Annotated in this window: 21 protein-coding genes; 14 read left to right on the forward strand and 7 right to left on the reverse strand. The window is 69.5% G+C overall.

The features are described 5' to 3' along the window. The first annotated feature begins 4 nt into the window (after nt 1-4). From Q0Q23_RS14225 to Q0Q23_RS14235, 3 genes are all read left to right on the forward strand, one after another. Entirely contained in the window at nt 5-442 is a 438-nt protein-coding gene (locus Q0Q23_RS14225) for a flagellar hook assembly protein FlgD (RefSeq protein ID WP_295125175.1), read from the forward strand. A 22-nt stretch (nt 443-464) separates the two neighbouring features. After that, the gene (locus Q0Q23_RS14230) at nt 465-1640 is read left to right on the forward strand and encodes a flagellar hook protein FlgE (RefSeq protein ID WP_295125178.1); all 1176 of its coding nucleotides are present in this window, start codon (nt 465-467) and stop codon (nt 1638-1640) included. 102 nt (nt 1641-1742) lie between these two features. Continuing rightward, a complete protein-coding gene (locus tag Q0Q23_RS14235; protein ID WP_295125181.1) occupies nt 1743-2492 on the forward strand; it encodes an ABC transporter permease in 750 nt (249 codons plus the stop codon). Nucleotides 2493-2498: 6 nt separating this feature from the next. On the opposite strand, the gene Q0Q23_RS14240 is transcribed toward Q0Q23_RS14235, so the two are convergent. The 6 genes from Q0Q23_RS14240 to Q0Q23_RS14265 form a co-directional block, all read right to left on the reverse strand. Then, nucleotides 2499-2759: a Txe/YoeB family addiction module toxin gene (locus Q0Q23_RS14240; RefSeq protein WP_295125184.1), complete on the reverse strand. Its 261-nt coding sequence runs from the start codon at nt 2757-2759 to the stop codon at nt 2499-2501. Continuing rightward, nucleotides 2756-3007, reverse strand: a complete 252-nt coding sequence (locus tag Q0Q23_RS14245) for a type II toxin-antitoxin system Phd/YefM family antitoxin (RefSeq protein ID WP_295125187.1) — start codon at nt 3005-3007, stop codon at nt 2756-2758. Before Q0Q23_RS14245 ends, Q0Q23_RS14240 begins: the two co-directional genes overlap by 4 nt. A gap of 45 nt (nt 3008-3052) precedes the next feature. Then, nucleotides 3053-3886: a flagellar motor protein MotB gene (locus Q0Q23_RS14250; protein WP_295125189.1), complete on the reverse strand. Its 834-nt coding sequence runs from the start codon at nt 3884-3886 to the stop codon at nt 3053-3055. Between the two features lies 1 nt (nt 3887). Beyond that, nucleotides 3888-4694, reverse strand: coding sequence for a motility protein A (locus tag Q0Q23_RS14255; RefSeq protein ID WP_295125192.1), 807 nt, complete (start codon nt 4692-4694; stop codon nt 3888-3890). A 14-nt stretch (nt 4695-4708) separates the two neighbouring features. Beyond that, nucleotides 4709-4987 carry a flagellar FlbD family protein gene (locus Q0Q23_RS14260; RefSeq protein WP_295125195.1) on the reverse strand — a complete coding sequence of 93 codons (279 nt, stop codon included), beginning with the start codon at nt 4985-4987 and terminating at the stop codon, nt 4709-4711. Nucleotides 4988-5154: 167 nt separating this feature from the next. After that, nucleotides 5155-6198 carry a hypothetical protein gene (locus tag Q0Q23_RS14265; protein ID WP_295125198.1) on the reverse strand — a complete coding sequence of 348 codons (1044 nt, stop codon included), beginning with the start codon at nt 6196-6198 and terminating at the stop codon, nt 5155-5157. Between the two features lie 85 nt (nt 6199-6283). Between Q0Q23_RS14265 and Q0Q23_RS14270 the strand changes: the two genes are divergently transcribed. From Q0Q23_RS14270 to fliN, 5 genes are all read left to right on the forward strand, one after another. Then, nucleotides 6284-6574: a type VII secretion target gene (locus tag Q0Q23_RS14270; protein WP_295125201.1), complete on the forward strand. Its 291-nt coding sequence runs from the start codon at nt 6284-6286 to the stop codon at nt 6572-6574. Between the two features lie 61 nt (nt 6575-6635). Continuing rightward, nucleotides 6636-8576, forward strand: a complete 1941-nt coding sequence (locus tag Q0Q23_RS14275) for an alpha/beta hydrolase (protein ID WP_295125204.1) — start codon at nt 6636-6638, stop codon at nt 8574-8576. A 106-nt stretch (nt 8577-8682) separates the two neighbouring features. Next, nucleotides 8683-9153, forward strand: coding sequence for a hypothetical protein (locus Q0Q23_RS14280; RefSeq protein ID WP_295125207.1), 471 nt, complete (start codon nt 8683-8685; stop codon nt 9151-9153). Nucleotides 9154-9217: 64 nt separating this feature from the next. Then, entirely contained in the window at nt 9218-10099 is an 882-nt protein-coding gene (locus Q0Q23_RS14285) for a flagellar motor switch protein FliM (RefSeq protein WP_295125210.1), read from the forward strand. Next, nucleotides 10096-10812 carry a flagellar motor switch protein FliN gene (fliN, locus tag Q0Q23_RS14290; protein WP_295125213.1) on the forward strand — a complete coding sequence of 239 codons (717 nt, stop codon included), beginning with the start codon at nt 10096-10098 and terminating at the stop codon, nt 10810-10812. Before Q0Q23_RS14285 ends, fliN begins: the two co-directional genes overlap by 4 nt. A gap of 109 nt (nt 10813-10921) precedes the next feature. On the opposite strand, the gene Q0Q23_RS14295 is transcribed toward fliN, so the two are convergent. Beyond that, nucleotides 10922-11671, reverse strand: coding sequence for an SUMF1/EgtB/PvdO family nonheme iron enzyme (locus tag Q0Q23_RS14295; RefSeq protein WP_295125216.1), 750 nt, complete (start codon nt 11669-11671; stop codon nt 10922-10924). A gap of 58 nt (nt 11672-11729) precedes the next feature. On the opposite strand from Q0Q23_RS14295, the gene fliO reads away from it, so the two are divergent. From fliO to Q0Q23_RS14325, 6 genes are read left to right on the forward strand one after another with little or no spacing between them, the layout of a single operon-like run. Then, nucleotides 11730-12218 carry a flagellar biosynthetic protein FliO gene (gene fliO / locus Q0Q23_RS14300; RefSeq protein WP_295125219.1) on the forward strand — a complete coding sequence of 163 codons (489 nt, stop codon included), beginning with the start codon at nt 11730-11732 and terminating at the stop codon, nt 12216-12218. Between the two features lie 17 nt (nt 12219-12235). Further along, entirely contained in the window at nt 12236-13090 is an 855-nt protein-coding gene (gene fliP, locus Q0Q23_RS14305) for a flagellar type III secretion system pore protein FliP (RefSeq protein WP_295125237.1), read from the forward strand. Continuing rightward, nucleotides 13087-13362, forward strand: coding sequence for a flagellar biosynthetic protein FliQ (locus Q0Q23_RS14310; protein WP_295125222.1), 276 nt, complete (start codon nt 13087-13089; stop codon nt 13360-13362). Before fliP ends, Q0Q23_RS14310 begins: the two co-directional genes overlap by 4 nt. Continuing rightward, nucleotides 13362-14123, forward strand: coding sequence for a flagellar biosynthetic protein FliR (locus tag Q0Q23_RS14315; RefSeq protein ID WP_295125225.1), 762 nt, complete (start codon nt 13362-13364; stop codon nt 14121-14123). The genes Q0Q23_RS14310 and Q0Q23_RS14315 overlap by 1 nt, the downstream gene beginning before the upstream one ends. Then, nucleotides 14120-15328 (forward strand): flagellar biosynthesis protein FlhB, encoded by a 1209-nt coding sequence (locus tag Q0Q23_RS14320; RefSeq protein ID WP_295125229.1) that lies wholly within the window; start codon nt 14120-14122, stop codon nt 15326-15328. The genes Q0Q23_RS14315 and Q0Q23_RS14320 overlap by 4 nt, the downstream gene beginning before the upstream one ends. Then, nucleotides 15325-17373, forward strand: coding sequence for a flagellar biosynthesis protein FlhA (locus Q0Q23_RS14325; protein ID WP_295125231.1), 2049 nt, complete (start codon nt 15325-15327; stop codon nt 17371-17373). The genes Q0Q23_RS14320 and Q0Q23_RS14325 overlap by 4 nt, the downstream gene beginning before the upstream one ends. Nucleotides 17374-17382: the final 9 nt, after the last annotated feature.

Raw genomic sequence — 17382 nt, forward strand, 5'->3', positions numbered from 1 at the left:
CCCCGTGGCCGTCGACCCCATCACCGGAACCGACACCGCCTCCACCGGCGGCATCTACACCACCGCGCCGACGCGCACCCCGAAACAGTCGCTCGACAGTGAGGCGTTCATGCAGTTGCTCGTCACGCAGCTGCGCAACCAGGACCCCAGCTCGCCGATGGACACCAACCAGATGATCTCGCAGACGACGCAGCTGGCGATGATGGAGAAGCTCACGAGCATGGACTCCACGAACCAGGAGAGCTTCGCGCTGCAGATGCGCACCTCGGCCGCGGCGCTGATCGGGCACACCGTCAGCTACCTCGACAAGAGCGGCGACACGAAGACCGGGACGGCGTCGTCGGTCTCGTACGCCGGCCCCGTGCCGATCGTCACAGTCGGCGACCAGCAGATCAACCTCGACTCCATCCTCGGCGTGGTCACCCCGACCCCGACCGCCTGACTTCTCGCAGAAAGGCAGCATCATGCTCCGTTCCCTCTACTCCGGAATCTCCGGACTCCGCTCGCACCAGACCATGCTCGACGTCACCGGCAACAACATCGCCAACGTCAACACGACCGCCTTCAAAGGCTCGGCCGTCCAGTTCCAGGACACGCTCTCGCAGCTGGTGCAGGGCGCGACCGGTCCCGGCGCCCAGACCGGTGGCACCAACCCGGCCCAGATCGGCCTCGGCGTGCTCGTCGCCGGGATCTCGACCAACTTCACCCAGGGCGCCGCGCAGGCCACCGGTCGCCCGACCGACATGATGATCAACGGGGACGGCTTCTTCGTCACCAAGGTCGGCGGCGAGACCGTCTACACGCGCGCCGGCTCGTTCGACCCGGACGCCCAGGGTCGCCTGGTCGGCCCCGGCGGGGCGATCCTGCAGGGCTGGAACGCGGTCAACGGCGTCATCCAGCAGGGCGGCGCCCTCGGCGACGTGACGATCCCGCTCAATGCGGTGACGCCGGCGACCGCCACGACGGCGGGAGCGATCACCGGCAACCTGCCGTCGGATGCCGTGCTGGGCGACCAGCTGGTGCGCGACGTCGACGTCTACGACGGCACGGGCGCCTCCCGCAAGCTCACGCTGACGTTCACCAAGACGGCGGCCGGCTGGAACGTCGCCGGCGCCGATGCGAACGGCGCGACCGCCAACGGTGCGCTCACGTTCGACAACACGGGCACGCTCACGGCCGGCGGCACCCTCGCCGTCGGCGGAATCACCGTCGATCTCTCCACGGTCACCGGCTACGCGGGCATCACGACGGTGGCGTTCAAGAACCAGAACGGCAGCGCCTCCGGAACCCTGCAGTCGTTCTCGCTCTCGAAGGACGGCACGATCATCGGGCTCTTCTCGAACGGGGACAAGCAGGCGGTCGGCCGCATCGCGCTCGCCACGTTCGTCAACCCGGGCGGTCTCGAGAAGGCGGGCGGCTCGACCTACCGCGCCACGGTCAACTCGGGCGCAGCGGAGCTCGGCGGCCCGGGCGAGGCGGGACTCGGCACCCTCCAGAGCGGCTCCCTCGAGATGTCGAACGTGGACCTCTCGCAGGAGTTCACCAACCTGATCGTCGCGCAGCGCGGCTTCCAGGCCAACGCCCGCATCATCACCACCTCCGACGAGGTGTTGCAGGAGCTGACCAACCTCAAGCGGTGATGAGGGGGCGCCGAGGGGCGCGTAAACGCCCCTGAAACGCCCGAATGAGGGCGTTCGGGCGCCCTTCGGCGCCCGAGCGGCGGGGCCGCGTAGGCTCGGTGGGTGCCCATCGTCCGCGAGCTCGCGCCCACCCTGCTCGGGGTCGCCCTCCTCGCCCTGCTGGCGACGGCCGTGCTGGGGGCCTACCGGGTGCCGCACCGGTGGGCGCCGCTGCTCGCCATCCTGCGCGGAGCCGCGCAGCTCGCCGTCATCAGTGTGGTGCTGTCCGGGGTCATCACCAGCCCGGTGTGGGTCGCGCTCGCCCTCCTCGTGATGTTCAGCGTCGCCGCGGCGACCGCGACCCACCGGATCGGCTGGTCGCTCGACCACGGCGCGATGATGGCCGCCGGGATGGCGACGGGAGTCGTCATCACGTTCACCATCGTCTTCGCGACCGGCGCGATCGACTTCACCGCGCGATACGCGCTCGCGATCGGCGGCATCGTGATCGGCAACTCGATGAGCATCGCGACGCTCGCCGGCCGCCGGTTCACCGAAGCGGTCGACGACCACTGGGACGAAGTGGAGGGCTGGCTCGCGCTCGGCGCGACTCCCCGGCAGTCCACGCTGGAGCAAGCGCGCGGCGCCGTCTACGCGGCGCTCATCCCCTCGGTCGATCAGACCAAGACGACCGGCCTCGTGACGTTGCCCGGCGCGTTCGTCGGCGCCATCTTCGGCGGCGTCTCGCCGCTGGAGGCCGGCCGGTTCCAGGTCGTGGTGCTCGCCGCGATCATGTGCGCCGGCTCGATCACGGCCGTCATCGTCGCGACCTGGCTGGCCCCGGTGCGGGTGCGGCCGGCGCGGTTGAAGTGAGCGCCGTCACGCTTCGTAGCGGTATCGGCACTGGGCGATGAGGACGGCTCCCTCGTCGAGGCGGTAGACGAGTCGGTGCTCGTCGGTGATCCGCCGCGACCAGAATCCCTGGAACCCGTGTTTGAGCGCCTCGGGCTTGCCGATTCCTTCGTTGCCGTTGCGCTCGATGTCTTTCAGCAGGAGGTTGATCCGCTTCAGCACGCGCCTGTCCTGGCTCTGCCAGTACAGGTAGTCCTCCCAGGCGTTCTCATCCCAGACGAGCCTCATTCGGTGAGGTCGTGCTCGGATCCGCCGCCGGCGTGGAGGCGCTCGATCGATTCGATCAGCCGGCGCGCGTTCGCCGGACTCCGCAACAGGTAGGCCGTTTCGCGCAGCGCCTCGTAGTCCTCGAGCGCAACGATGACCACAGGTTCGCGACCCGCCCGGGTGATGACGACCTCCTCGCGGTCATCGAGGACGGCGTCGAGCGTCGCGGCGTAGTGAGCTCGCGACTCCGAATAGCTCATCGTCTTCATGTCGCCCTCCTCTGACGTACAAGAAATTGTACGCCATGGCTGCCCCTACTTCGAGGCCGTGTCCGCGGCCGCCGGAGCCGCCGGCGTCGTGCCCTGCAGCGCCTGGGGGATGAGGGCGCGGATGCGCTCGGGCTGGTTGGACAGCACCACCACGTCCACGCGCCGGTTGAGGGCGAGGTCCTGGTCGGTGTTGGCGGTGGTGTTCGCCAGCGGACGTGCCGAGCCGTAGGAGACCGCCGCGATGCGCTCGGCGGGGAAGCCGTCGGCCTCCACGAGCCGCCGCAGCACGCTGGTCGCGCGGCCCGCCGAGAGCTCCCAGTTCGTCGGGTAGGGCGCGCCCGGCTGGCGGAAGTCGGCGTGACCCTCGATCGAGACCTGGTACTGCTCCGGCGCGAGAACCGGGCCGATGTCGTCGAGCACCTTCACGGCGGTGGCGCTCAGGTCGGCCTTGTTCGACTCGAAGAACGTCGAGCTGCCGACGAGCCCGATCGTCAGGCCGCGGGCGTCGATCTTCATCTGCACGGCGTCCTGGAGCCCGTCGCGGGTCAGGCTCGCCTGGATGCGGTCCTTGAGCTTCTCGAGGTTCTGCGCCTCCTGCTGCGCGAGCGCGAAGTCGGTGGTCTTGCCGTCGTCCTTCACGTGCGCGGGAGGAACGACCACACCGGTCGCCGTGTCGACCTTCTGCGTCTTCACCTGGCCGAAACCGGTCGCGAGCGAGTTCTTGAGCTCCTCGAACTTCTTGGCGTCCACCGTCGACATGGCGAACAGCACGATGAACATGCACATGAGCACGGTGACCATGTCCATGTAGGAGGCCATCCAGCGCTCTTCGTTCTCGTGCTCCTCCTCCGGCTCGTGCTTGCGTCGACGGGCGGCCACGTCAGGCGGCTTCCTTCTCCGGGGCGGGGACGGCCTTCGGGCCCTTGGCCGGCTTGGCGGAGCCGCCGCCGGGGACCATGGCGCGCAGGCGCTCGCCGAGGAGGCGCGGCTGGCTGCCGGCCTGCACGGCCAGGACGCCCTCCATCAGCAGTGTCATGCGGTCGACATCGAGGTCGGACAGCCGGCGCAGGCGGTTGCCGATCGGCAGCCAGAGGAAGTTCGCGGAGAGGAGACCCCACAGGGTCGCGACGAAGGCGCTCGCGATCATCGGGCCGAGCTCGGCCGGCTTGGAGAGGTTCTCGAGCACGTGGGTGAGCGACACGACCGTGCCGATGATGCCGATCGTGGGGGCGTAGCCGCCCAGCGTGGAGAAGAACTTGGCGGCGACGCGGTCGGACTTCGAGCGCGTCGCGATCTCGTCCTCGAGCAGGATCCGCAGTTCGTCGCCGTCGGTGCCGTCGGCGATGTTCTGCAGGGCGCGCTTGAGGAACGGGTCGTCGACGCTGTCGGCCTCCTGCTCCATGGCGAGGAGGCCGTTGGCTCGAGCCTTCTCGGCGAGCCCGACGACCTGGTCGATGACCTTCGACGGGGGCTCGACCTTGCCGCGGAACGCCCGGGGCAGCGCCTTCATCGCGGTGAAGAAGTCCTTCAGCGTCCCGGAAGCGATGCCGACGGAGATGGTCGCGCCGAACACCAGGATCATCGGCGCGGGCAGCACCAACGAGGTCAGGTGGGCACCTTCGATCGTGACCATCGCCACGACGGAGGCGAAGGCGATGACGATCCCGATGATCGTTGCCGGATCCATGGTGTGACTCCTCGTTACTTCTTCCTGGCCCGCAACGGAACGGGGGCGATCGCCTGGTCGGGAACAGGCGCGGGGACGGGTCGGGGGCCGGAGGCCGGGAGGTCGTGCGCGAGCGCGATCACCCTGGCCCGGTAGGCCGCGATCTTCTCGATGACCTCGGCCATCGACTCGGTGACGATGAACTTGGCTCCGTCCACCATCACGAGGGTCGTGTCGGGACTCGCGTGGATGCGCTCGATGAGGTCGGGGTTGACCGCAAACTGGCTGTCGTTCAATCGGGTGACGACGATCATGGGCGCGAATCCTGGTCTCGGCTCCGGGTGAGCCGTCACAGGGGCACTATCGGCGCCTGCCGGTCGGCCGTTAGGGGGACCGGGCGCGTCGGAGGCTGGAGGCGGATCTCCGGAACGACGCGGGTGGCGGCCGTTGCCGACCGGCCGCCACCCGGCCGCCCCCGACGCTAGTCCGTGATTCGGATGATGACCTCGTCGCCGGCGATCGTCGTGTCGAGGTGATAGCGGAACGTGCCGGTGACGTTCTCGGTGACGGGCTCGCCGCGGCCGTTCAAGCCGCCGGCCGTGACGAGGGCCCGGCCCTCCGAGACGGCGAAGGGGCGGCGTTCCCGCGGCCTCACTGAGACGGTGGGCACGTCCAGCACCGTCATCGATACGACGACCGCTTCCGACGGCAGGAGGGTTGAGCGGCCGATGCCGCTGCGCATCCCGGCCTCCCGGAGCGCTTCAAGGGTTCCACAACTCGTGGCCTCCGAGAACGCCTGGTCGACGGCGTGCTGAACCTGGCTGACGTAGCTCGAGTTCGGGACCATCGTGAACGCGCCATCGGCTATGACCGGGCTGTTGTGGTTGAGGACGACGGTGACGTCGCCGTCGATGTCGTAGAACGCGTTCGGCGGCGCGAGTGTGTATACGCCGGCGTAGGCCGAATACGCGCCGAAGCGATCGACGGGATTCCTGGCGCCCCCGAGCGAGAACCGATCCTCGGCGGCGAACGAGGCGTATGGGTCGCTTCGCGGCAGCCGATAGGTGAGTCCGTCGGAGACCCACCAGTCGTCGTGGCTGCGGACCAGGGTGATGGTGTCGCGGGCCGTCTCGCCCGCGAGATCGTAGGTCACGTGGAATCGCACCTCGGTGTCGGATCTGTCGCGTGGAACGATCTCACCCCAGAGGATGCACGGATCGGTGAGGTGATCTGCCCTCGTGTACACCTCGTGGCGGAGGAACTCGTTGGCCGGGAGATCAGGGTTGATCCGGCCGAGCCTGTTCGCGTCCATCGTGTCGCCGTCGCCGAGCGCGTGCAGGTACTCCGTCGCGACGGAACGAGCGCTTTCGATCGCGTGGTCGGCCCGAGCCCGCGCTTCTGCCGACCGGGCGCCGCGCCCGCCCGACCTGGCCTTACGGCTCTCCAGGAGCTCGACGAGTCGGGCGGTGTTCGCGGCCAGCGCCATCAGGCTGTCGCATTCGCTGGGGCTGTTCGAGGTCTCCACGCCTGCAGTGTAACGCGCGGAATATACATGCGATATTTCTATTCTATGCTGTTTGCACGCTCCGTTACACGAGAGAGGCGGCGCAGTGAGTCAGAAGGTCCACGTCGACACCGATCAGCTCCGACGGAGCGCTCAGCACTTGGGTGAGGTGAACGCCGAACGGTCGGGATCCCCGGTGGCTCCGGGCCGTCTCGGCGCCGCCCGTGCGATCGGTGCGTTCGACGAGTTCGACGGCTACTGGAGTCCTGCGCTGCGCGCTGTGTCCGAGAGCGTCATCTCGTTGAGGGAGGCGCTCGTGTCGGCAGCCGACGTCTATGAGCGACGTGACGCGGAGAGCGCTCAGGGTTTCTCGTTCGGTGCCCCTCGTGCGTTCTGACACCACGGATTGGTCTCCTGTCGGTCTCGAGAGCGACCCGACGCCAGGAGACCCGGAGACGGTGAACCGGCAGGCCAAGGAGCTCGACACGACCGCGGAGAGGATGTGGTGGCGAGCCGAACGGCTGGATGACGTGCTCGAGCAGGTCGGCGAGCCGCACTGGTCGGGGTACGCGGCCGCGGCGTTCGGGGAGCGCCTGCGGACGGTGAGCCGGTCGTGCCGCGACGCCACGGCGCGCTTCTTGGAGGCGCGCGAGGCGGCGCTGAAGTGGGCGGTGGCGCTGTGGGTCCAGCAGAATGCGGCCGATGCGGCCCTGGACGACGCCAGGCACGCATTGGAGGACATCGAGAGGGCCGAGGCCACCCTCGGGCTGTTGAACGCCGAACACGCCGCTCTGCTCGCGACACTGGCCGGGCTCCAGAATGCCCAGCGACAGTACGCGACCACACCACCCCCAGCGGGGACGGCGGCGCCCCCGACGGCCCAAGTGGTAGCAGCCCGCAGAAGGGCCGAGGCCGCCGACGATGAGCTTCGCACCGCACGATCGCAACTCCAGGACGCGCAGGAGCGGCTGGAGCAGGCCAAGCGGCAGGCGCGCACGGCCAAGGAGCGATACGAGACCGAACAAGATGTTCTCGTCACCTCCCTGCAAGCGACGCTCTACGGTGCGATGACTGCGCTCGCGCCTTCCCAGCTGGAGGATTTCGTCGCCACGGTCAGCGAGTTCGCCCAGCTGCCGCCGTCCACCGACACGGCCTCCGCCCTGCTAGACATGCTGACTCTGCTCAAACCGGAGACCCTGGCAGGCCTTCTCGCCGCCGACGCGACGCTGGCACAACGATTCTGGGACAACCCGCCCCCACCGGAAAAGGTGGCGGCCTGGTGGAAGAAGCTGGCGCCAGAAGCCCGCGAACGCTGCTGCGACTTCGCGCCGGGCGTCATCGGCAACCTGCCCGGGCTCGACACCGACACCCGCATCCACGCGAACGCGCTGCAACTCGCGCGCGACCTGAACGACCCGACGATCAGCCAGGGCTCCGCGCGGGGCAAGACGCTGAAAGACATCCTCGCGGCGCTCGGGGTGGAGAAGCTACGGGATGGTTCCGCGGCTGACTTCGAGAGGCTGGCGAAGTCGAAGAAGCCGCCGCGCGGGCTGCTCTCGTACAACCTGCGCCACGAACCCCCGCTGGCCGCTGTCGCGATCGGGGATACGAGTGCGGAGAAGTCGGGGAAGGTCACCTGGATGGTCCCCGGAATGGACAGCGGACTCGGCGAAGACGGGCACCTCAAGGACTGGACCTTTGCTGCCATCAATCTCTTCAAGGAACAGAAGCGCCTCGACGAACTACCGCACATGGTGGTGGCGTGGATCGGCTACGAGCCGCCGGGAATGGACTCCGTGCTCCACGGCGACAAAGCGAAAGCCGGTGGCCGCAGGCTGGCCGCGGAGCTGGACGGACAGTGGGCGGCCGACAGCATCCTCGGCGGCAATCCGCGCCCGTTCACCGCCGTCGTGGGCCACTCGTACGGCACGACCGTGGTCGGCAATGCCGTCAGTGGACTCACTTACGCGGTTCAGTCGGTCGTCCTCGTTGCGTCGGCAGGTGTGGAGGGCGGCTTCGCCAGAGGGAGGCAGCTGAAGGTCGATGGCGGCATGGAGCACGTCTACGCGAGCCAGTCGTCGCGAGACGTGGTCGCTGATCGGGGCCGATTCGGGTCGGGACGGGTCGACCCTCGCGACTATCGGTACGGTGCTCAGGTGTACTCGTCGGAAGGCGACATCGCGGCGGGGCTTCAGGCCACCGATGGGCATGAAACCCTGGGCTACGGCTCTGACACGGGCAATCCGGTTTTCCCGCATGCCACCAAGGGCCACGGCTACTTCAGCGAAGGCACCGAAGCTCTCCACAACACAGCCGCCGCCGCTCTCGACGAGAGTGGGCTCATCAACGAGGGCGCCACGGCCAACGTTCCGCCCGTCCGATATCGGCCGATGCGCTAGGTAGACAGGGCCGACGATGAAACGTACCCGCAGCGTTCGGGCCGCCATTGCCCTCGCTCTGGCTCTCGCCTTCACCCTTACCGGGTGCGTTTATCTAGGAGGACCCTTGCCTCAACCTGGAGTCAACACCCCGTACGACGGCCTGTCGACCAAATCGAAGACCCGGCTTCTCGACGAGGCCGTTCACCGTGTCGATGAGGTCGCCCAACTCGTCGGCGGTGAATGGTTGGATGCGGGAATCCCGCCCAGCGTCTTCGATCCGGCCGACGCTGAACAACGGGCCGCATGGGATTGGGGTCCGTGCGACAACAAGGCCACCACGGGCCAGTACTCCGTCGACGTCTGGAAAAATGCGGCCCCGTCGTCCGAGTTCGATCCTGACGTCTTGAGTGCGAAGGTGCGTGCCTATTGGGAGGGCCAGGGTCATCGGGTTCGTCAGATCGGGCCAACCGGGCACGACGCTACGGGCTTTCGCTCCATCATCGTCGACCTTCCTCACAGCGCCGGCATACACTTCAGTGCGAGCACGAAGATCCTGGGCATTTCGGCCTCCGGCGAGTGCGTCACGTGGGAATGACTCCCGTCGGAGCGATCCCCCTCGATCCCTAACACCCGACGATCACCTGCCGATAGTCGACATCGTGACCACCCTGCAGGCTCCCGCACCCGAGCTGCCGGTGTACGACTTCCGGCGCCCGACCACGCTCGCGCGCGAACACTCGCGCGTGCTGGAACTGGCGTTCGAGACGTTCGCCCGGCAGTGGGCGACCCAGCTCACCGCCAAGGTGCGCGTGCTCAGCCAGGTGACCTGCGACAGCGTCGCCATGCAGACCTACGACGAGTACGCGGCCTCGCTGCCGGCGACGACGGCGATGGTGCTGTGCGAGCTGGAGGGGCTCGCCCCGAAGGGTGTCATCCAGTTCCCGACCGTGGCTGCGCTCTCGTGGGTGAACGCGATGCTCGGCGGTTCGGGCGTACCGGTCGCCGAGGAGCGCACCTTCACGCAGATCGAGCACGCCCTGGTGCGCAAGCTCATGGACGATGCGCTCGAAGACCTGCGCTATTCGCTCGGGAGCATCCTGGCGACCGCGATCTCGGTGGACGCCATCCAGTACAACTCGCAGTTCGCGCAGGCCGCGGCGACCTCCGAGCTGATGATCGTGGCCGGGTTCCGGCTGCGGGTCGGCGACTCGAGCGCGCCGGCGACGCTCGCGCTGCCGGCGTCGGTGCTCCTCCCGCAGCTGGGGGAGACCAACCCCACGTCGAGCACCGAGAACGCCCGCGAGCTCGTGGACGCCCAGCTCGCCCGCGTTCCCGTCGACGTCTCGCTGCGGCTCACACCCGCCGTCGTGAAGCCGAGCGTGGTGCTCGGCCTGGCCGTCGGCGACGTCCTGCCCCTCCCGCACCCGCAACACCGACCGTTCGACCTCGCTGTGGGGGGACACCCCGTGGCCGGCGCGGCACTGGGATCCAGCGGATCCCGGCTCGCGTGCGTCATCGTCAAGACAGAGGACTCGCAATGAGCATGACCATCGCCTCCGGCATCCCCCTCTCACTCGCCCAGGCGCAGGCCGCCGCGCAGGCGCTGGCCGGCGTGCTGCCGACCGGCGCGCCGCTCACCGCGGTGCTGCACACCGCCGGCGGCTTCTCCGGCCAGACGGCGAACGCGGTGGTCGCCACCTTCGTCGGCGCGGCGTCCATCGACCTCGGCGTCGTGCTGCTGGAGGCTCCAGCGCTCGTCGACGAGGGCGCAGACGGGGCGCCGGTCGTCGCCCTGCAGGACGTGCTGCAGCCGGCTCTGGAGGCGGCGAGCGACACCTTCGGCCCCGGCGTGCTCGACGACGCGCGGGTGGAGGACGCAGCGGAGCTGTTCGCGGACGGCGCGACGACGGTCTTCGAGCTGAGCGGGCCGGGCGGCCTAGCGGGCTGGTTCGCCGTCCGCGGGCGGGCGGGCGTTCCCGAGCGTGCGGCCTCCGGAGCGATCGCGGGCAAGCTCGCGCGCATCAGCAACGTGGAGATGGCGCTCACGGTCGAGATCGGCCGCACCAGGATGGCCGTGCGCGACGTTCTCGCCATGGAGCCGGGCGCGGTGATCGAACTCGACCGCTCGGCCGGGTCGCCCGCCGACGTACTGCTCAACGGGCGCCTGATCGCGCACGGCGAGATCGTGGTCGTCGACCAGGACTACGCCGTGCGGATCACCAAGATCCTCGACGCCGCCGAAGACCTCGACTGACCGTGCCGAGGGGCGCGTAAGGGCCCCTAAAACCGCGGAATAGGGGCGTTTGGGCGCCCTTCGGCGGCCCCTCGGGCACCGAGGGCGGATGGGGACGAGGCCGCGCCGGTCAGCGGCGCGGGGTCCAGCCGGGCGGGAGGGGCGCGACGAGAGCCGCGCGCTCGGCGTCGGCCTCCGCCGACCACCCCTGCGCTGCGCCCTCGGCGTCGAAACCGCCGCGGGCGACGCGGAACCCGAGATCCTCGTGCTGCGTACGCGGCGAGCCGCCCCGGCGCACGGAGGCCCGCACGCTCCACGCGTCGTCGGCGTAGCCTCCGCCGCGGAACACCCGGTAGTCGTCGTAGCGCGCCGGGTCGAGGTGGTCCCAGCACCACTCCCACACGTTGCCGAGCGTGTCGAACAGCCCGTGCAGGTTCGGCAGCTTGCCGCCGATGTCATGCGGGGCCGAGAGCCCGTCGGCGCTGGTCCAGGCGACCTCGGCCAGCGGGCCGTAGTGCGGACCGGTCGAGCCGGCCCGGCAGGCGTACTCCCACTCGGCCTCGGTCGGCAGACGGTAGCCGTCGGCGTCCACGTGCCAGGTCACGTCTTCGCCGTCGAACGAGTAGGCCGGGTCGAGGCCCTCCCATTCCGACGCGGCGTTGCAGAACCGGACGGCGCGCAGCCAGCTGATGCCGGTCGCCGGTCTCCGTGGATGCGAGGCCGGCTCGCCGATCAGCTCGGCGACCTGCTCCTCGGTGACCGCGAAGACACCGATCTCGAACGACTCCAGCTCCACCGTCCACCGGTGCTTGAGCCGCGCGTCGTGCAGCTGCACCGCTCCGGGCGGGATGTACGCCAACTCGATCTCCGCGCCCTCCACGGCTCCACCCTGCCACACCCGCCTAACGGGCCGCTCCGCCCGGCCGATAGTGCGATCCGTGGATACCCTGTTCGTCGCCCTCCGGGTGCTCGTCGTCCTCGGCGTGATCGTCGGGCTGCTGTGGTTCGTGCAGCGCCGCATCACGCGGGGGCGCGGAGCGCGCGGCGGACGAGCCCGTCGCGGCAACGCCGTGTCGGTGGTCGGACGCCAGGGGGTCGGGCCGAAGGCGTCGGTCGTCGTCGTGGATGTGGACGGCAACCGGTTCGTGCTCGGCGTGACCGAACGACAGGTGAGCGTGCTGCACTCCGGCGAACGTCCGCAGGAGGCGGACGCGGAGATCACTCCGCTCGTGCCGGTGCGCAAGACGTTCGCCAAAGACCTCCCCGCCACGGCCGCAGCCGCCGCGGGTTCCACGGACACCAGGCAGGATGCCGACTTCCTCACGGCGCAGGGACGCGCCTCGCTCTTCGACGAGGCACTCAAAGGCTCGATCCTGTCACCCGCGACCTGGCGGCAGGCGAGTTCGGCGGTGCGGCAGAAGAGGTGACGGAGACGCGCGCCCTGCTGCGCGCACCCCTCCGGGCCGGGGCGGCCTCCCGGCTCTGGCCGCGCCTCGCGGTCGCCCTCGTGCTGGTCGCCCTCACCGTCGCCGCGTTCGTGCTGCTCTCCGCGACGGCCGCGCACGCTGTCCCGACACCCGTCCCGACGCCGTCCGGTCCTGCCGGGCCGGGAGGCGCCGGAGGCACCGGCGGCATCACCCTCGACATCAACGGGCCCAACGGCACCCCGAGCACCGCCATCCTCACCCTCGTCGGCATCACGGTGCTCTCGGTCGCGCCGGCACTGCTGCTGATGATGTCGTCGTTCACGAAGATCTTCGTCGTGCTGGCGATCACCCGGAACGCGCTCGCGCTGCCGTCGATCCCGCCCAACCAGGTGCTCGCGGGCCTCGCCCTCTTCCTGAGCCTGTTCATCATGAGCCCGGTGCTGGTCGACATCAACACCACTTCGGTGCAGCCCTACCTCGCCGGGCACATCGACTTCACGGCGGCCGTGCACGCAGCCGAAGCCCCGCTGCGGCACTTCATGTCGTCGCACACGCGCGAGGAGGACATCGCCCTGATGACGCGGGCGGCCGGCCGGCCGAACCCCGACTCGGCGGCCTCCGTCCCGATGCTCACCCTCATCCCCGCGTTCATGATCTCAGAGCTGCGGGCGGCCTTCATCATCGGCTTCGTGATCTTCGTGCCGTTCCTGGTGATCGACATGGTCGTCTCCGCTGCGCTGATGTCGATGGGCATGATGATGCTCCCGCCGGTGATGATCTCGCTGCCGTTCAAGATCCTGCTGTTCGTGCTCGTCGACGGCTGGGGACTCATCATCACGAGCCTGATCACGAGCTATCGGGGTGGCGGATGAACGCGAACGCGGTCCTGGACGTCGCGATGCAGGGCCTCCTCATCACGGCGAAGCTGGCCGCGCCGATCGTGGTCACGGCGCTGGTGGTCGGTTTCGCGATCTCGCTCATCCAGTCGATCACCCAGATCCAGGAGGTCACGCTCTCGTTCGTGCCGAAGGCGGCGGCCGTCGCGATCGCACTGATCATCTGCGGGCAGTGGATGATCTCGGAGCTGATCACGTTCACTCACGTGCTGTTCGAGAAGATCCCGACCCTCCTCGGGGGCGGCTGATGTCCATCCCGATCGATCTCTCGGCGATCGAGGCGGTCGCGCTGGCGTCGCTGCGGATGGTCGCCTTCCTGGTGATCGCGCCGCCCTTCTCGTACAACGGGTTCCCCGCCCAGGTGAAGGGGATGCTCGCGATCGGGCTCGCGATCGCGGTCGCGCCGCGGGCCGGCGCGGGGTACCACTCCGGCGACCTCGGCGCGTTCCTGCTCGACATGGTGCGTGAGCTCGCCGTCGGCGCCACCCTGGGGTTCCTCGTGTTCGTGGTGTTCGCCGCGATCCAGTCGGCGGGCAGCCTGGTCGACCTGTTCGGCGGCTTCCAGCTCGCCCAGGCCTTCGATCCGCAGTCGATGATCAACGGCGCGCAGTTCACGCGGATGTTCCAGCTGACCGCGCTGGCGCTGCTGTTCGCCTCCGGCGGCTACCAGCTGATCATCGGCGGGCTGGTGCGCACGTTCGACGCGGTGCCGCTCGCGGCCGGGATGTCGATGGCCGACCCGGCGAAGGCCATGGTCACCGGGGTCACCCAGATGTTCCTCTCCGCGCTCCAGATCGCCGGGCCGCTCATCGTCGTGCTGTTCATGGCCGACATGGCGCTCGGCCTCCTCACCCGCGTCGCACCGGCACTCAACGCGTTCGCCCTGGGCTTCCCGCTCAAGATCATGCTCACCGTCGTGCTGTCGGCGATCGTGTTCGTCGCCCTCCCCGGCGTGGTGGGGTCGCTGACCGACACCGCGGTGAAGACCATGCTGGGGGTGGCCAGGTGAGCGACGCGCAGGAACGCACCGAGCAGGCGACCGAGAAGCGGATGAAGGAGGCCCGCTCGAAGGGTCGCCTCGCCAAGTCCACCGACCTCACCGCCTGGGTCGGCGTCGGCGCCGCCGCCGTCATGCTGCCGCTGACGCTCCAGAAGGGCAGCGACGCCGCGGTCGACCAGCTCTTCAGCGTGCGCTCGGTGATCGAGAGCCCCGACCCGGCGAAGGCGCTCGCCGCGCTCGGTGACGGGCTCGGCAGCATCATGGCGACCATCGGGCCGCTGCTCGCCGTCGGCGCGATCGCGATCATCGGCGCCGCAGCCGCGCAGGGCGGCATCCACTTCAAGCGGCCGGCGCCGAAGTTCGAGCAGTTCAACATCGTCAGCGGCGTCGCGCGCGTGTTCGGGATGCGCGCGCTCTGGGAGGGTGCCAAGACCCTGCTCAAGTCGGCGGTGGTGGGCATCGGCCTGTTCCTGGTCGTCCAGGGGCTGATGCCGGTACTGCTGACCTCCGGCATGATGCCCGTCTCCGCCCTGCTCTCGGCGGCCGGAGGGGGTGCGGCCGGGCTGCTGCAGGCGGCCGTCGGCGCCGGGCTGGTGCTCGCCGGCCTCGACGTGCTCGTCGTCATGCGCCGCAACCGCAAGCACACCCGCATGACCAAGCGCGAGGTGCGCGATGAGCACAAGAACTCCGACGGCGATCCGCTGATCCGGTCGCAGCGGCGCTCCCGCCAGCTGGCGATGAGCCGCAACCGCATGATCGCGGCGATCGGGCAGTCGGACGTGGTGCTGGTGAACCCGACGCACATCGCGGTCGCCATCGTCTACGAGCCGGGCAAGTCGGCGCCGCGCGTGGTCGCGAAGGGTGCGGGCGCGATCGCGTTGCGCATCCGCGAGAAGGCCGAGGAGGCGCGGGTGCCGGTGGTCAAGGACATCCCGCTCGCCCGTGCCCTGCACGCGAGCTGCCGGCTCGGCGACGAGATCCCCGTGGGGCTCTACAACGCCGTCGCACAGGTGCTGGCGTTCGTCATGGCGCTCAAGGCGCGCGGGGCCGCTGCCGGCGTCCACACCATGCGGACCCCGACAGCCGTACCCGCCCAGTTCCTCTCGGCGAAGGGCGCCCAAGCGCCCGGAAAAGCCCGCGATGAGGGCCACGACGTGCCCCTCGGCGCCGCGGCCCCCGCACCCTCACCCGCACCGGCAGGAGGTCTCCGATGAAGTCCACAGCGAGCAAGGTCGCGGTGCCGATCGGTGTCGTCGGCATCATCATGCTGCTCGTGGTGCCGGTGCCGGCCTGGCTCCTCGACACCCTGATCATCGTCAACATCATGCTGGCGCTGGTGATCCTGCTCACCACCATGTTCGTGAGGAAGCCGCTCGACTTCTCGGTGTTCCCGTCGCTGCTGTTGGTGGCCACGCTCTTCCGGCTCGGCCTGAACGTGGCCTCGACCCGGCTCGTGCTCGGCGACGGCTACGCCGGCCAGGTCATCCAGGCGTTCGGGCACGTCGCCGTCGGCGGGTCGATCATCATCGGTGCCGTCGTCTTCCTGATCCTCATCGTCATCCAGTTCATCGTGGTGACCAAGGGTGCCGAGCGTGTCGCCGAGGTCGGCGCCCGCTTCACACTCGACGCCATGCCGGGCAAGCAGATGGCCATCGACGCCGACCTCAACGCGGGCCTCATCACCGAGGAGCAGGCGCGGGCCCGGCGCGCTGAAGTGTCGGCGGAGGCCGACTTCTACGGCGCGATGGACGGCGCCAGCAAGTTCGTGAAGGGCGACGCGATCGCCGGCATCCTGATCATCGTCATCAACGTGGTCGGCGGCATCGCGATCGGCATGATCCAGCGCGGCATGCAGCTCGGCGACGCCGTCAACTCCTACACGCTGTTGACGATCGGCGACGGGCTGGTCACGCAGATCCCCGCTCTGCTCATGGCGGTGTCCACCGGCATGATCGTGACCCGCTCCAACGCCGAGACGGAGATCGGCACCACCGCGAGCAATCAGCTCGGCCAGTCGCGCAACGCCCTCACCATCGCCGGCTGCGCGGCCATCGTCATGGCGCTCATCCCCGGGATGCCGCCCATCCCGTTCGTGCTCGTCGGCGGTGTACTCGTGCTCGCCGCGCAGCGGATCAAGACCACGCAGGCCGCCGAGAAGAAGGCGAAGGCGGCGCAGGCGGCGGTGCAGAACGCGGGCAAGTCGGAGACGACGGAGGACCTCATCGACCAGATGCGGGTGCACGCGCTGGAGATCACCCTCGCCCCCGACCTGGTCGACATCGTGAGCGGCGCCTCCGACGACCTGCTCGCCCGCGTGCGCGCGCTGCGCCGCAAGATCGCGCTCGAGCTGGGCCTGATCGTGCCACCGGTGCGCACCCGCGACAGCGCGGAGCTGCCGCCCTCCACGTACGTGATCAAGATCGCCGGGGTGGAGGCCGGCCGCGGACAGGCGCCGGGCGGCCGCGTGCTCGCGCTCGGCGATGCGCTCGACACGCTCCCCGGCACGCCGACCGTGGAACCGGTGTTCGGCCTGCCCGCCAAGTGGATCCCGTCGGAGATGCGGCACAGCGCCGAGCTGGGCGGCGCGACGGTGATCGACCGGGTGTCCGTGCTCATCACCCACCTGTCGTCGATCATCACCTCGAACGCCGCACGTCTGCTGACCCGCGAGGACGTGCGACAGCTCACGGAGGCCGTCAAGCAGGTCAACGCCCCGGCGGTCGAGGAACTCGTGCCGAACCTGCTGTCGCTGGCCGAGGTGCAGCGCGTTCTGCAGGGACTCCTCGCCGAGCAGGTGCCGATCAACGACCTCCCGCGCATCCTGGAGGCGCTGGCGCTGCGGGCGAAGCTGTCGAACGACCCCGAGGGGCTGATCGAGGCCGCGCGGGCGGCGCTGGGCCCGGCGGTCGTGGCACCGCACGTCGACGGCGGCACGCTGCGTGTGATCATGATCGATCCGGGGCTGGAGCAGTCGATGCTGGAGGGCCTGCGGCCGGCCGAGGGCGGCATGCAGATCGTGATGGACCCGCTGCGGCTGGAGGCCGTGCTGACATCGATCCGGCAGACCGCGGCCCAGCTCGACGAAGCCAACGTGTCGGCCGTGCTGGTGTGCGCACCGGCGCTGCGACCGGCGATCCGGCGGCTGGTCGCGGGCCAGCTCTCCGGGCTCGCGGTTCTCAGCTACCAGGAGGTCGGCGCCGTGCAGGCGGCGATCGAGACCGTCGGGGTGGTGAGAGGTGCGGAGTCGATCGCGGCCTGAGTGGCTCGG

Source organism: uncultured Leifsonia sp. (assembly GCF_945957465.1).
GTDB lineage: Bacteria > Actinomycetota > Actinomycetes > Actinomycetales > Microbacteriaceae > Leifsonia.

Coding starts and splice junctions, on each gene's coding strand:
- fliN (WP_295125213.1), top strand. CDS start 10,096: ATGAGCATGACCATCGCCTCCGGCATCCCCCTCTCACTCGCCCAGGCG.
- Q0Q23_RS14315 (WP_295125225.1), top strand. CDS start 13,362: ATGTCCATCCCGATCGATCTCTCGGCGATCGAGGCGGTCGCGCTGGCG.
- Q0Q23_RS14230 (WP_295125178.1), top strand. CDS start 465: ATGCTCCGTTCCCTCTACTCCGGAATCTCCGGACTCCGCTCGCACCAG.
- Q0Q23_RS14240 (WP_295125184.1), bottom strand. CDS start 2,759: ATGAGGCTCGTCTGGGATGAGAACGCCTGGGAGGACTACCTGTACTGG.
- Q0Q23_RS14245 (WP_295125187.1), bottom strand. CDS start 3,007: ATGAAGACGATGAGCTATTCGGAGTCGCGAGCTCACTACGCCGCGACG.
- Q0Q23_RS14310 (WP_295125222.1), top strand. CDS start 13,087: ATGAACGCGAACGCGGTCCTGGACGTCGCGATGCAGGGCCTCCTCATC.
- Q0Q23_RS14255 (WP_295125192.1), bottom strand. CDS start 4,694: ATGGATCCGGCAACGATCATCGGGATCGTCATCGCCTTCGCCTCCGTC.
- Q0Q23_RS14260 (WP_295125195.1), bottom strand. CDS start 4,987: ATGATCGTCGTCACCCGATTGAACGACAGCCAGTTTGCGGTCAACCCC.
- Q0Q23_RS14325 (WP_295125231.1), top strand. CDS start 15,325: ATGAAGTCCACAGCGAGCAAGGTCGCGGTGCCGATCGGTGTCGTCGGC.